Source organism: Pseudomonas sp. HP_01 (assembly GCF_055284355.1).
In genome coordinates this window covers 90,865-103,840 of sequence record NZ_JBTOPV010000089.1, presented here as the reverse complement: position 1 = coordinate 103,840, position 12,976 = coordinate 90,865, and the positions used below count along the sequence as shown (strand labels likewise).

The following is a 12,976-nucleotide window of genomic DNA, read 5'->3' as shown; positions in this document are numbered from 1 at the left end:
CTGTGTCATGTGTTCCGCAAATTCGCGAGCCCGGCTCGCTTCCGCAAAGTGTGTAGCTGCTGTTATGAAGACACCGCTCTGGTTCCCGCAAAGTTTTTTCTCCCGCACCCTGTGGCTGGTGCTCATTGTCGTGCTGTTTTCGAAGGCGCTGACCCTCGTCTACCTGCTGATGAACGAGGATGTTCTGGTCGATCGCCAATACAGCCACGGCGTTGCACTCACTTTGCGGGCTTACTGGGCGGCCGATGAGAGTGACCGGCAGACCATCGCTGACGCCGCCGGACTGATCCGCGTGGTGGGCGGCGGCGTACCGGAAGGCGAGCAGCACTGGCCGTACTCCGAAATCTACCAACGGCAGATGCAGGATGAGCTGGGCGCCGACACCGAAGTGCGACTGCGTGTTCACGCGCCCCCCGCGCTGTGGGTGAGGGCGCCGAGTCTCGGTGATGGCTGGCTGAAAGTGCCGCTGTACCCGCATCCGTTGCGAGGGCAGAAAATCTGGAGCGTGTTGGGCTGGTTCCTGGCAATCGGATTGCTCTCTACGGCGTCGGCATGGATCTTCGTCAGCCAGCTCAATCAGCCGCTGAAACGGCTGGTTTTTGCCGCCCGCCAGTTAGGCCAGGGCCGCAGCGTGCGGTTGCCGGTGGGCGATACGCCCAGCGAGATAACCGAGGTCTACCGCGCGTTCAACCAGATGGCCGAAGACGTGGAGCAGGCCGGGCAGGAGCGCGAACTGATGCTGGCCGGGGTGTCTCACGATTTGCGGACGCCTCTGACCCGGCTGCGTTTGTCCCTTGAACTGATGCCAACCAACAACGAGTTCATGGAGGGCATGGTTCGCGACATCGAAGACATGGATGCCATCCTCGATCAATTCCTGGCATTCATCCGGGACGGGCGTGATGAAGAAGTCGAAGAAGTCGATCTGGTTGAGCTGGTCCACGAAGTTGTCGCGCCTTACAACAATCCGGTAGAGCAGGTCCGCCTGTGCCTGGAGTCCATTCCGCCTTTCCCGCTGCGGCGGGTTTCCATGAAACGGCTGCTCAATAATCTCATCGGCAATGCGATGCACCATGCCGGCGACGGGGTTGAGGTGGCAGCCTACGTTTCCGGCGACAGCGGTGCGCCCTACGTGGTGCTGAGCGTGCTGGATCGGGGTATGGGGATCGACCCGTCGGAGCTGGAGGGCATTTTCAACCCCTTCATCCGTGGCGACCGCGCCAGAAGCGGCAAGGGGACAGGGCTTGGTTTGGCGATCGTCAAGCGGATCGCCGCGATGCACGGTGGCAATGTCGAGTTGCGTAATCGTTCGGGAGGCGGGCTGGAGGCCAGAGTTCGGCTGCCATTGGGGTTATTGCTGCCGCGGGATGCCGATTGATCCGTTTGTGATTCTGCCTGGAGGCCATGGGCGTGTAGCGCGCTCGCAGCCAAAGCCTCCGTGCAAAAACAGGCTTGGGCGTTAGCCCTTGCCCTTGGTGCGGGTCATGTGCGGCCCGCCGTTTTTCTCGATGTACTCGATGATTATCCCCGCGACATCCTTGCCGGTTGTGGTTTCAATGCCTTCAAGGCCTGGCGACGAGTTCACTTCCATCACCAGCGGCCCGTGGTTGGAGCGCAGAATATCAACGCCCGCGACACTCAGGCCCATGACCTTGGCCGCGCGAATGGCCGTCATACGCTCTTCGGGGGTGATCTTGATCAGGCTGGCGGTGCCGCCGCGATGCAGGTTGGAGCGGAACTCCCCGGGCTTCGCCTGACGCTTCATCGACGCAATGACCTTGTCACCCACCACGAAGCAGCGGATATCGGCGCCACCGGCCTCCTTGATGTACTCCTGCACCATGATGTCCTGCTTCAGCCCCATGAAGGCCTCGATCACCGACTCGGCCGCGGTCGCGGTTTCGCACAGCACCACGCCGATACCTTGCGTCCCTTCGAGCACCTTGATCACCAGGGGTGCGCCGTTGACCATCTGAATCAGGTCAGGGATGTCGTCCGGTGAGTGGGCGAAGCCGGTGACGGGCAAGCCAATGCCTCGACGTGACAACAACTGCAGCGAGCGCAGCTTGTCGCGGGAGCGCGCGATGGCAACGGATTCGTTGAGCGGGAACACGCCCATCATTTCAAACTGACGCAGCACGGCACAGCCGTAGAAGGTCACGGAGGCACCGATGCGGGGTATTACCGCATCAAAACCTTCCAGGGGTTTTCCTCGGTAGTGGATCTGCGGCTTATGACTGGCAATGTTCATATAGGCGCGCAGGGTATCGACCACCACGACCTCGTGGCCGCGCTGGATTCCAGCTTCGACCAGACGACGAGTTGAATACAGACGCGGGTTTCGCGAAAGCACAGCGATCTTCATGCAGCACCTGTGGCAGAGAGATTTGAAGCCGGGAACACCGGCTTGTCCTGAATATATGTAACACCCGGATTGACCACCAATTGGCCGTCAATCAGGGCTTTGGAACCCAGCAGCAAGCGGTAGCGCATCGCCTTGCGGCAGGCCAGCGTGAACTCCACCGGCCAGACCCGATCCCCCAGCGCCAGCGTCGTACGAATGACGTAGCGAACCTGAGCGTGGCCGTTGGAGCTTTTGATGGTTTTCATCGCCACCAGTTGAGCCTCGCAGCGACGATGACGCAGCTGCACCACCGTCCCCAGGTGCGCGTTGAAGCGCACCCATTTCTCGCCGTCCCGTTCGAACGGTTCTATTTCTGTTGCGTGCAGGCTGGAAGTGCTGGCACCCGTGTCGATTTTAGCGCGCAGCCCGGCCACGCCCAGATGGGGCAAAGCCACCCATTCACGGAGGCCGATGACTGTCAGATGGTCAAATGTTTTCAAAGCGGTTCCGTTCGTTTACACGTTCTGCCAGGCGTCGGCATTGATGTGCGCCAGCGCCTGGAATGCAGGCTTGGCGAACCAAAAGCCTTGCATGAGGTAAATGCCGCATTCGGCGAGGAAGTCTCGTTCGGCTGCGTCTTCGATGCCTTCGGCGATCACTGTAACGTTCAGGTCCGTACACATTGTGACAATGGCGCGCACGATGGCTTGTCGAGCGGGATCCAGATGGACGTTGCGCACCAGCGCCATGTCGAGCTTGATCAAGTCAGGCTGAAAGTCAGCCAGCAGGGTTAGTCCCGAGTGCCCGGCGCCGAAGTCGTCGATTGCGGTTTTGAAACCAAACTGGCGGTATTCGCGAAGAATGTTGGTCAGGTGGCTGTTGCTGCACACGTGCTCGGTTTCAACGGTCTCGAAGATCAGCCGGTCCAGCGGAAAGTTGTGGGTTCGAGCCGCTTCAAGGGTGCTGCGAATGCACAATTCTGGGCGATACACCGCGTTGGGCAGGAAGTTGATCGACAGGCATTCATCCATTCCCAGCCGGGCGGCAGTTGAAATCGCACGGGTTCGGCACAATTGATCAAAACGGTAACGGTTGGTGTCGTCAACCCGGTTCAGTACAGAGGGGGCACCCTCGCCGTTGACGCCACGCACCAACGCCTCGTGAGCGAATACCGAACGGTCGCGGACGTCCACGATAGGCTGATAGGCGAATTCAAATTCGAAATCCAGCGCGGAGCTTTCTCTGCAGCCCTGGCACCCACCAGTCAATGACGTTGGGAAGTCTGTCACGTCGTTCTCCTGAAGCCGGCGCTTTAGTCTTGGTGGGCAGTGTAAACGAGGGTGGCGGTTACTGCGTCCCCGGCGTGACGTAGTACGATTCTGACCATTGCACGATTGAGGAATTCAGATGACACAGAAGGCAGACGAGGACGACAAAGTCCGTCTGGACAAATGGCTTTGGGCGGCGCGCTTCTTCAAGACGCGTGCGCTGGCAAAAGCCGCCATTGAAAGCGGCAAGGTTCATTGCCGGGGCGAGCGTTGTAAGCCGGGAAAAGAGCCGCGCGTGGGGGATGAGTTCCAGATCAGAGCGGGCTTCGATGAGCGGACTGTGGTGGTCCAAGCGTTGTCGATCATCCGCCGAGGCGCCCCCGAGGCTCAGTTGCTGTACAGCGAAACCCCGGAGAGCCTCGCCAAACGTGAGCAAGCCGCCGAGATGCGCAAGGCCGGAAGCCTGGGCGTGACGACTGACGGCAGGCCGACCAAGAAGCAGCGCCGGCAATTGTTTCATTTTCGTTCGGGTGACGACTGACGGTCTCGCAGCATTCCGGGATCGCGAATTCATCGACCCCGGATGGCTCGGTAGCGACAGGCAGCTTACAAATGAGAGCCCTGCCTGTTGATGCTCAGGCATTTGAGCAGCGGCAGGCGGCCCATCAAGTTGAAGACCGGTGCAGTCAGGCGAAACACAAACCCGGTAGCGATGGCCACAAACGGGGTGTAGCAGCTCCAGCCCAGCGCGAGCAATGCGATCATCACGCCGCCAATGTAATCGTCCTGACCCCAATGGGCGCCGGCGACCAGGCGCGGCATCATGAACAGGAGCGCCAGCACCCAGATGACCACGCGCTGGCCGACCGTGCGGCTGTAGACGCTCATGAACATCGCCCAGATCAGCAGCACCGAGGCATGGTCACCCGGGAAACTCTGGCTGGAACGGTCCTTGAGCTGCCACTTGTCTTCAAGCTCCGGGAATATTTCGCTGAGCTTGATGGCATCAGGAATAATCTCCGACGCGCTGTCATGTTGCAGCGCGCTGTGGTCGATGATCTTGGAAAACACCGTGCGGATGATCAGCAGCAGGATCAGCGTCAGCACAAAGCCGATCAGTGCGGCACGGGTTTGCAAGGATTTGAACACCCACTCGCCCTTTATAAGCAGCGTGAGCAGAATCAGGCCAACGACGATATCGAAGGGTCGCATGCTGGCGACTGTCCAGGTCCACAGCCACGCTTTGTTTTGCTCAAGCGGGCGGTTCAGCAGGTGGAACAGGCCTTCGTCGAAGTGAGTGAAAGCCGCGTGTCCCGTGGGCCAGACCCACAGCAGTAGCAGTGCCAGCGCCACCAGATTACACAGCAGGAATTTTTTGGCGTTCCAGTTGGGTTGGAACAATGCGGGATAGTCCATAAAATGCCCCCATCGGCATGACAGTGCACCAAGCGGTGCGAAACCGCGCTTTATAGGCGCTTGTCATCATTTTGTCATCCATTCAGATACCTTCTCTTATGTCAGATTTTGCGGATACCGATTACACCCAGCGCTTCATTTTCGACGAGAGCGACGTGCGCGGCGAGCTCGTCGCCCTTGAGCGCAGCTACGCCGAGGTCCTTGCCAAGCACCCGTATCCCGAGCCCGTCGCCCAGTTGCTCGGCGAAATGCTCGCCGCCGCTGCGCTGCTGGTGGGCACGCTGAAGTTCGACGGTCTCCTGGTTTTGCAGGCCCGTTCGCTTGGTCCGGTGTCGCTGCTGATGGTCGAGTGCTCCAGCGAGCGTGAACTGCGCGGCATTGCGCGCTACGACGAAACTCTGGTCAAGCCTGATGCCACGCTGCTCGACCTGATGCCCAATGGCGACCTGACCATGACCATCGACCCGCGTCAGGGCAAACGCTATCAGGGCATCGTGGGCCTGGACGGTGTCGACCTGTCGGCGTGCCTGTCTGAATATTTTGTGATGTCGGAGCAACTGCCAACACGCTTCTGGATCAAGGCTGACGGCAAGCGGGCACGTGGGCTGCTGCTGCAACAGCTGCCGGCTGAGAAGCTGAAAGATCAGGATGAGCGTGAGGCCAGCTGGCAGCATGTCAATGTGCTGGTTGACACCCTGACCGCCGAAGAATTGCTCAGCCTGACCAACGAAACCGTGTTGAAACGGCTGTTCCACGAGGACGTCGTACGCATGTTCGACGTCCAGCCTCTGGTGTTCCGTTGCAGCTGCTCGCGCGAACGTTCTGGCAATGCGTTGGTCAGTCTTGGTCTGGAAGATGCACAGCAGTTGGTGATCGAGCATCACGGTGCGGTGGAGATCGACTGTCAGTTCTGCAATCAGCGCTATCTGTTCGATGCAACGGATGTAGCGCAGCTGTTTGCAGGGGGTGGGGTGGATACCCCCTCCGATACCCGCCATTAATGTAGTGCGGGTCCTGCGCTGAAAGCTTTCCGCCCGGCCCGCTTGACTCTTCTTCATGTAGTTCTGACAGGAGGGCCCTACCTTTTTTGGGCTTTTCTGGCATAATCCGGCCACTTTTTAGCTGTAGTAGTGTTGGTTTTTCTACTACAAAACGTTTGGAGCACTCGGCCATCGAGCCGACGGGGAATCTCATGACGCAAGCCAATAACGCCGTTCACACCGATCTCAGTGTCGACGATCTGGTTAAAGAAGCCCTCAAACGCGAAGAAGGCGTGCTGTCCGATACTGGCGCACTCGTCGTGGAAACAGGCCACCGTACAGGCCGCTCGCCTGTCGACCGCTTCATCGTAGACGAACCCTCCACCCAGGCCGCGATCGCCTGGGGTCCGATCAACCGCAAGTTCCCGGCGGACAAGTTCGACGCCCTGTGGGCGCGTGTCGAGGCGTTCAACAACGCTCAGGAACACTTCGTTTCCCACGTGCACGTAGGCGCAGCCGAAGATCACTACCTTGCGGTCAAGATGACCACGCAGACTGCCTGGCAGAACCTGTTCGGTCGCTGCCTGTTCATCAATCCGGCCCAGTACAACCCGGCCGGTCGTGAAGAGTGGCAAGTGCTCAACGTCGCTAACTTCGAGTGCGTGCCTGAGCGTGACGGCACCAACTCCGACGGTTGCGTCATCATCAACTTCGCCCAGAAGAAGGTCCTCATTGCCGGTATGCGTTACGCCGGTGAAATGAAGAAAGCCATGTTCTCGGTGCAGAACTTCCTGCTGCCGGCTTCCGATGTGCTGCCAATGCACTGCGCGGCCAACATCGGTGAAGACGGCGACGTAACGCTGTTCTTCGGTCTGTCCGGTACCGGCAAAACCACGCTGTCCGCCGACGAGACCCGTTACCTGATCGGTGACGACGAGCACGGCTGGGGCGAAGGCGTTGTCTTCAACATTGAGGGCGGTTGCTATGCCAAGTGCATCGACCTCTCCGAGAAGAACGAGCCTGTCATCTGGAAGGCCATCAAGCACGGCTCCGTGCTGGAAAACGTGGTGCTGGACGCAGCCGGTCATGCCGACTACGCCGACAGCAGCCTGACCCAGAACAGCCGCGCCGCTTACCCGCTCGAACACGTTGAAAAGCGTTCCGAGAAGAATCTGGGCGGCGAGCCTAACGCAGTCATCTTCCTGACCTGCGACCTGACCGGCGTGCTGCCACCGGTGTCGATCCTCAGCGAAGAACAAGCGGCCTACCACTTCCTGTCGGGTTACACCGCACTGGTTGGCTCCACTGAAATGGGTTCTGGCGCCGGCATCAAGTCGACGTTCTCTACCTGCTTCGGCGCACCGTTCTTCCCGCGTCCGGCGGGCGAATACGCAGAGCTGCTGATCAAGCGCATCCGCGGTTTCGGCTCCAAGGTCTACCTGGTCAACACCGGCTGGACCGGCGGCGGCTACGGTGTCGGCAAACGCTTCAACATTCCGACCACCCGCGGCGTTATCGCGGCCATTCAGAGCGGCGCGTTGATCGGTGCAGCAACCGAGCACCTCGACACCGTCAACCTGGACGTCCCGACCTCAGTGCCGGGCGTCGAAACCGGCCTGCTCAACCCGCGCAACACCTGGGCTGATAAAGCCGCGTACGACGAAGCAGCCAAGGCACTGGCCGGCCTGTTCATCGAGAACTTCAAGAAGTTCGAAGTGAGCGACGCGATCAAGGCAGCGGGTCCGAAGCTGTAAGATCGGAACCAGCCAAAAAGAAACCGCCCTTCGGGGCGGTTTTTTTATACCTGCGCGATAGCTAGCCGTCAGCCTTCGTCGTCACCGGAAAGTCCTGGGTGATGTCGAAGCTGCCCTTCGCCACAACGCTCTTCGCATTACACAGCTTCGCGTCGAACCCCGGATGGCGTTCGCCGTGCTCGGCCGCGTAGGCAGCGGCTTCCCGTGTGCATTCGTCGGTGGGTTGCTCAGGGGACAGCGCTGCGTTGAACTGAAACGTACCAATCAACCGATAGCGGTCGAGCAGTTTGTTGGGAGAGGTGAGTTTCTCGATTTTGCTGAAGACGAGCTGGACGTTGCTGTTGTTGCCGCCCTTGTCCGCATCGAAATACTGATAGTACGAACCGGTGTCGTATGAAGCGCTGTTTTCATCGTGGGCCACTTCGACGCGGCCACCCTGAAACATGATCGCTTTTTTCTCTTGATCAGGGTTGTCGAAAGAGAACCCGAGGATCGGCCCGATGCTCACCTCATTACGGTCGCCTTCGGCTTCCTGGTCCGCGCTCAGCGTCAGCCAGTTGGAGCCGGGCAGTTTCCCGGGCAAGAAGCCAAGGCCGACCTGATCCCCCGTCGCCTGATAGTGCAGATTGAGCGCGCCGCTCACGTCCACCGTCATTGACTTCGACAAGCCACGCGCGTCGGCAGTGGCCGGAGCGGGTTTGTCGGCGTCGTTGTCGCCGCACCCCGCAAGGGTGGCAATCGTGGCAGCGAGCAAGAACGGGAGGTAACGGGTGTGAATCATGGGGTCTTCCTGAAGTGATCGGCGTGAAAGCCTCTGCTTGGCGAAAGGTATGACCATGAATTCGGAGGGAGGATCGCAACGTCGCGTAAAAAGTTGCTAGCCCATCGGGTTGAAGCCGCTCGCTGCGCTGCAATAGCGCTGATGAGAGGCGTCAAAGCCGAAGACATGAAATCAAGGCTGATACGTCCGAGCGGCTTCGCAGTATTGCTCTTGGGCCAGTTTGTTCTTGTCAGTCTTGTCTTTGGCGACGCGTTTGCTCCAGTCGCTGCACATGTCTTTGAAGTACGGCGCAGCGGCGCGGCGGCATTCGCGGTGTTCCACGCTGTCGGCGAGGAAGTTCATGCACACGCTGCTGACCTCGACGTGATTGTTGTAGATGCGATAGCGGGCTTCGTAGCGATTGCGGCCGTCAATTTCACGGATGAACACGCCTGCCACTTCATAGCGTCGCGCGGTCTCGGGTTTGGGCTTGGCGGCTACGGTCTTGTAGTTGGCGAGGTAGCGGTCTGAAACCATGCCTTGGGGGCGAGCGGTATGGCCGTCGTTGGCCTGTGCCTCGCCGAAGCGGCAGTTGATGACCTCCCGGTCAATGACGTTGCCGTCTTTCAGGCAGGTGTCGAGCGGCCGCGGTGTGGCGGGCTGCGAGACATCAGCCTTGGGGGCGATATAAACGACTTGTTCGACGTTACGCACTTGGGCAGCGGGTTGTATCGGATCGGGCTCGCTGACGACTTCCGCGATGGGCGGGGCGGGGATGACCTTCGCTACCGGCTTGGGTGTGCGAAACATCTGGGCGATCAGAAAGATAATTGCGATCAGCAGCGCGAGGCAGATCAGAACGCTACTCAACGGCCAGTTGCCATTGCCGGATCCAGCAGTGCGCCGGGCGGGGTGGGAGCCGAGGACAACGTCGAACTGACCGGGCGCCAGCCGTTGCATGGTGAGCCCGTCATCCTCGGGCTGTGGCGTGGATTGCATTGCCTCTCCTTGGCGAATCTTGTGTTGTCGACCGGTTTGCCGTCGACCGGGGCGTCTGACGTGCAGCGCTTGAATAGACGTCGCGCGAGATTAATCCTCGGCATGACGTTTTGCCAGCATTGCGCGCGGTGTTCGTGTCCGGGATGTATCCTGTCCGATATTTCTGTAATGGTTTAGGTGTATTGCGCCCGGACCCACCGCGCTATGGTTCATGCCCTTGCGACGGTCAAAGGAGTGGCAGCACATGCATCAAACCCTCGAGCAGGTTTTCGGTTATCGGCAGTTTCGCGCCGGGCAAGAGGCCGCCATCAGTGCGGTGTTGGCGGGTCGCTCCGCCGCAGCGATATTTCCCACAGGTTCCGGTAAATCCCTCTGCTATCAGCTACCGGCACTGCTGCTGCCGCATCTGACGCTGGTGGTGTCACCATTGTTGGCGCTAATTCAGGACCAGCTGGCTTTCCTTCAGCGTCATGGCATTGCGGCGGCGAGCATCGACTCGGCGCAGAGCCGCGATGACGTCGCCGATGTCATGGCCAGGGCGCGCTCAGGTGAGCTGAAAATCCTGATGATTTCCGTCGAGCGCCTGAAGAACGAGCGCTTCCGGCACTTCATCACGCAGGTGCCGATTTCCCTGCTGGTCGTCGACGAGGCGCACTGCATCTCCGAGTGGGGCCACAACTTCCGCCCCGATTACCTCAAGCTCCCTGACTATCAGCGCGAGTTCAATATCCCCCAGGCGCTGCTGCTGACGGCGACCGCGACGCCTCAAGTCATCGATGACATGCAGAGCAAGTTCGGCATCGCGCCGGACGATGTGGTGACGACCGGCTTCTACCGACCCAACCTCACGCTGCGAGTTGAGCCCGTTGCAGGCCGTGACAAGCGCAGGCGTCTGGTGGAGTGGCTCGGGGAGCGGGCCGGGCAGCCGAGCATTGTCTACGTCACGCTGCAGAAGACCGCCGAGTTCGTGGCGGCTCATTTGTCTCAAAACGGCATCCCGGCGTACGCCTACCATGCGGGCCTGCTTCACGATAAGCGCGAGTCGATCCAGCGCCAGTTCATGGACGGGCGTCTGAACTGCATCGTCGCCACGATCGCTTTCGGGATGGGCATCGACAAGAGCGACATCCGCAACGTCGTGCATTTCGATTTGCCCAAATCCATCGAGAACTACAGCCAGGAGATCGGGCGTGCGGGCCGGGACGGGGCGACGTCTGATTGTCTGGTGCTGGCCAATCGCGACAGCCTGAACGTCCTGGAGAACTTCGTGTACGGCGACACACCGGAGCAGGAAGGCATCCGGTTGGTGCTGGAAGATCTGCAAGGCGCGCGTAATGACAGTCAGTGGGAGTTTCTGCTGGCGCCCTTGTCGGACCTCAGCAACATCCGCCAACTGCCGCTCAAGACGCTGCTCGTGCAGCTGGAACTGCGCGGGATCATTGCGCCGCGTTATTCGTATTTCGCGGAATACCGGTTCAAATACCTGATCGAGCCGCAAGTGCTGGTGCAGCGCTTTCAGGGCGAACGACGGGAATTCGTGCAGGCGCTGACCGAGACCTCAAGCCGGGCGCGCACTTGGGCAACCGTCAACTTCGACGCGATGTATCAGCAGTATCAGGCCGAGCGCGGGCGCGTTGTGACGGCGCTGGATTTCTTTCAGGAAAAGGGCTGGATTGAACTTGAAAGCAAGCAGATGACGGAGGTCTACAGCCTGATCGCCGCCGACTTCGACGCACAGGTGCTGAGCGAAGAGCTGCATGATTACTTCGTCCACCACGAAAAGACTGAAGTCGCGCGCATCCACGCGATGCTGGAGCTGTTCGCCAGCGAGCAGTGCCTCAGTCATCGTCTGGCCCAGTACTTTGGCGACGAGCGTGCGCCCGAGCATTGTGGCCATTGCTCGGTGTGCGAGGGGCATGTGGCGGTGCTCCCCGAGCCGCCAGCCCTGACACCGTTGAGCGAGCAGGACTTCGCGGACCTGTGCAGCGAGTTCGTCGGCAAGCACCTTGAGGTTCGAGGGCATGAGCCGGGCGCTGAGTGCCTGACGCGGTTTCTCTGCGGGATCAGCGTGCCAATGTTTACCCGGCTCAAGGCCCGCAACATCGGCGGGTTTGCGGCGCTGGAGGCGTATCCGTACGCCCAGGTGCGTGAATGGATTCAGGGCCAGATTCAATAGCAGTCACGGATTTCGTGAGCGGAAAAAACGACAGACAACCGGAGGGAGCCACATGAACGACACCCCGCAGCGCGCCGACTATCGCCACTTCCAGCCGATCGTGACGCGCTGGCACGACAACGATGTGTACGGCCATATCAACAATGTCACCTACTACAGCTTCTTCGACAGCGCCGTGAATACCTACCTGATCGAACAGGGCGGGCTGGATATCCATGACGGTGAGGTGGTGGGCTTTGTGGTGAGTTCGTCGTGCGATTATTTTGCGTCGATTGCTTATCCGGAGCGGGTCGAGGTCGGGCTGCGGGTCGGCAAGCTGGGCAATAGCTCGGTGCAATATGAGCTGGCGGTGTTCAAGGCGGGGGAAGACGAGGCGCGGGCGGCAGGTCGCTTCGTGCATGTGTTCGTGGATCGGGCGTCCAATCAGCCGGTGCCGATCCCGCCGGGATTGCGGCAGGCCCTTGAGCGTTTGGTGGTCTGAAAATGAAACCGGCCGCTTCATGGGCGGCCGGTGTTCACAGGGTCAGGTGCGCGAGTCGGACTCGACGGTATCAGTCACGATGGTGCTTGCGGTGACCGTATGCGTGACCGCGACCGTGTTTGTAGTCGCGGCGATCGCCACGGTAGCCACGGCCTCGATCGTCGTCACGGCGGCTTTCGTCGCCCATGTAGTTGCCGAGAGCGCCGCCCGCGCCGCCGCCTGCTGCTGCGCCGATCAGACTGCCGGTGCTGCCACCGACGCTACGGCCGACTACGTTACCGCCAGCGGCGCCCAGGCCGCCGCCGATGGCGGCTTCGGTACGGTTCCGGCGGTTGGCGCCCACTGCGCCACCGGCCGCGCCGCCAAGGCCGGCACCGATTGCCGAACCTGTGCTGCCGCCGACCTGCTGGCCAACGACGGAGCCGAGTACCCCACCCAATGCGCCGCCCACGCCGGCCGTCACGTTATCGCCTGCTGAGGCAAAACCGCTGACCAGTGAGAACGACAACAACAGAATCGAGGAATACTTCATGTATGTATGCTCATAGGGATGACGCCGCGATCCTGCGATCATGAAGAAAATGTCACAATCTAAATCCGACGAATAGCACGACCTGTATACAAAACGCTAACTTATTGTTTTGGCTCGGGAACCTAAGCCAGGGTAATGAGTCATACGCTACTTGATAAAGGCCCGAATCTCGCGATTCGGGCCTTTTTTTGTAGCTGCGAGGAGGGTGAGCTTTCTTGCGATGAGGGTCGGCACATCCGCTGACTATCCAGCGGTTGATAGATCCC

Annotated in this window: 13 protein-coding genes; 6 read left to right on the top strand and 7 right to left on the bottom strand. The window is 60.1% G+C overall.

Features of this window, described 5'->3' with window-relative positions; all coding sequences use genetic code 11:
* Positions 1 to 64 precede the first annotated feature (64 nt).
* Positions 65 to 1,378, top strand: coding sequence for an ATP-binding protein (locus tag ACYAR8_RS25260; RefSeq protein WP_065987439.1), 1,314 nt, complete (start codon positions 65 to 67; stop codon positions 1,376 to 1,378).
* An 81-nt stretch (positions 1,379 to 1,459) separates the two neighbouring features.
* On the opposite strand, the gene rimK is transcribed toward ACYAR8_RS25260, so the two are convergent.
* Genes rimK through rimA form a run of 3 tightly spaced genes read right to left on the bottom strand, consistent with a single transcriptional unit; the run spans position 1,460 to position 3,633 of the window.
* Positions 1,460 to 2,365, bottom strand: coding sequence for a 30S ribosomal protein S6--L-glutamate ligase (gene rimK, locus ACYAR8_RS25255; protein ID WP_065987438.1), 906 nt, complete (start codon positions 2,363 to 2,365; stop codon positions 1,460 to 1,462).
* Complete coding sequence (rimB, locus tag ACYAR8_RS25250) at positions 2,362 to 2,844, bottom strand: retropepsin-like aspartic endopeptidase RimB (RefSeq protein WP_065987437.1); 483 nt, start codon at positions 2,842 to 2,844, stop codon at positions 2,362 to 2,364. Before rimB ends, rimK begins: the two co-directional genes overlap by 4 nt.
* 15 nt (positions 2,845 to 2,859) lie before the next feature.
* The gene (gene rimA, locus ACYAR8_RS25245) at positions 2,860 to 3,633 is read right to left on the bottom strand and encodes a S6 modification regulatory phosphodiesterase RimA (protein WP_074889973.1); all 774 of its coding nucleotides are present in this window, start codon (positions 3,631 to 3,633) and stop codon (positions 2,860 to 2,862) included.
* Between the two features lie 118 nt (positions 3,634 to 3,751).
* On the opposite strand from rimA, the gene ACYAR8_RS25240 reads away from it, so the two are divergent.
* The gene (locus tag ACYAR8_RS25240) at positions 3,752 to 4,153 is read left to right on the top strand and encodes an RNA-binding S4 domain-containing protein (protein WP_463581392.1); all 402 of its coding nucleotides are present in this window, start codon (positions 3,752 to 3,754) and stop codon (positions 4,151 to 4,153) included.
* A gap of 65 nt (positions 4,154 to 4,218) precedes the next feature.
* On the opposite strand, the gene ACYAR8_RS25235 is transcribed toward ACYAR8_RS25240, so the two are convergent.
* Entirely contained in the window at positions 4,219 to 5,028 is an 810-nt protein-coding gene (locus ACYAR8_RS25235; RefSeq protein ID WP_463581391.1) for a phosphatase PAP2 family protein, read from the bottom strand.
* A 98-nt stretch (positions 5,029 to 5,126) separates the two neighbouring features.
* On the opposite strand from ACYAR8_RS25235, the gene hslO reads away from it, so the two are divergent.
* Positions 5,127 to 6,029 (top strand): Hsp33 family molecular chaperone HslO, encoded by a 903-nt coding sequence (hslO, locus tag ACYAR8_RS25230; RefSeq protein ID WP_463581390.1) that lies wholly within the window; start codon positions 5,127 to 5,129, stop codon positions 6,027 to 6,029.
* Between the two features lie 191 nt (positions 6,030 to 6,220).
* Complete coding sequence (locus tag ACYAR8_RS25225; protein WP_463581389.1) at positions 6,221 to 7,762, top strand: phosphoenolpyruvate carboxykinase; 1,542 nt, start codon at positions 6,221 to 6,223, stop codon at positions 7,760 to 7,762.
* Positions 7,763 to 7,823: 61 nt separating this feature from the next.
* On the opposite strand, the gene ACYAR8_RS25220 is transcribed toward ACYAR8_RS25225, so the two are convergent.
* Together ACYAR8_RS25220 and ACYAR8_RS25215 are read right to left on the bottom strand one after the other, a co-directional pair.
* On the bottom strand, positions 7,824 to 8,543 hold the full coding sequence (locus tag ACYAR8_RS25220) for a hypothetical protein (RefSeq protein WP_463581388.1): 720 nt from the start codon (positions 8,541 to 8,543) through the stop codon (positions 7,824 to 7,826).
* A gap of 171 nt (positions 8,544 to 8,714) precedes the next feature.
* The gene (locus ACYAR8_RS25215) at positions 8,715 to 9,521 is read right to left on the bottom strand and encodes a hypothetical protein (RefSeq protein ID WP_463581387.1); all 807 of its coding nucleotides are present in this window, start codon (positions 9,519 to 9,521) and stop codon (positions 8,715 to 8,717) included.
* A gap of 244 nt (positions 9,522 to 9,765) precedes the next feature.
* Between ACYAR8_RS25215 and ACYAR8_RS25210 the strand changes: the two genes are divergently transcribed.
* On the top strand, positions 9,766 to 11,697 hold the full coding sequence (locus tag ACYAR8_RS25210) for a RecQ family ATP-dependent DNA helicase (protein ID WP_463581386.1): 1,932 nt from the start codon (positions 9,766 to 9,768) through the stop codon (positions 11,695 to 11,697).
* 52 nt (positions 11,698 to 11,749) lie between these two features.
* Positions 11,750 to 12,178 (top strand): acyl-CoA thioesterase, encoded by a 429-nt coding sequence (locus tag ACYAR8_RS25205; protein ID WP_074889950.1) that lies wholly within the window; start codon positions 11,750 to 11,752, stop codon positions 12,176 to 12,178.
* Between the two features lie 70 nt (positions 12,179 to 12,248).
* Here the strand turns inward: ACYAR8_RS25205 and ACYAR8_RS25200 are convergent, their stop codons facing one another.
* Complete coding sequence (locus tag ACYAR8_RS25200) at positions 12,249 to 12,710, bottom strand: glycine zipper domain-containing protein (protein ID WP_463581385.1); 462 nt, start codon at positions 12,708 to 12,710, stop codon at positions 12,249 to 12,251.
* Positions 12,711 to 12,976: the final 266 nt, after the last annotated feature.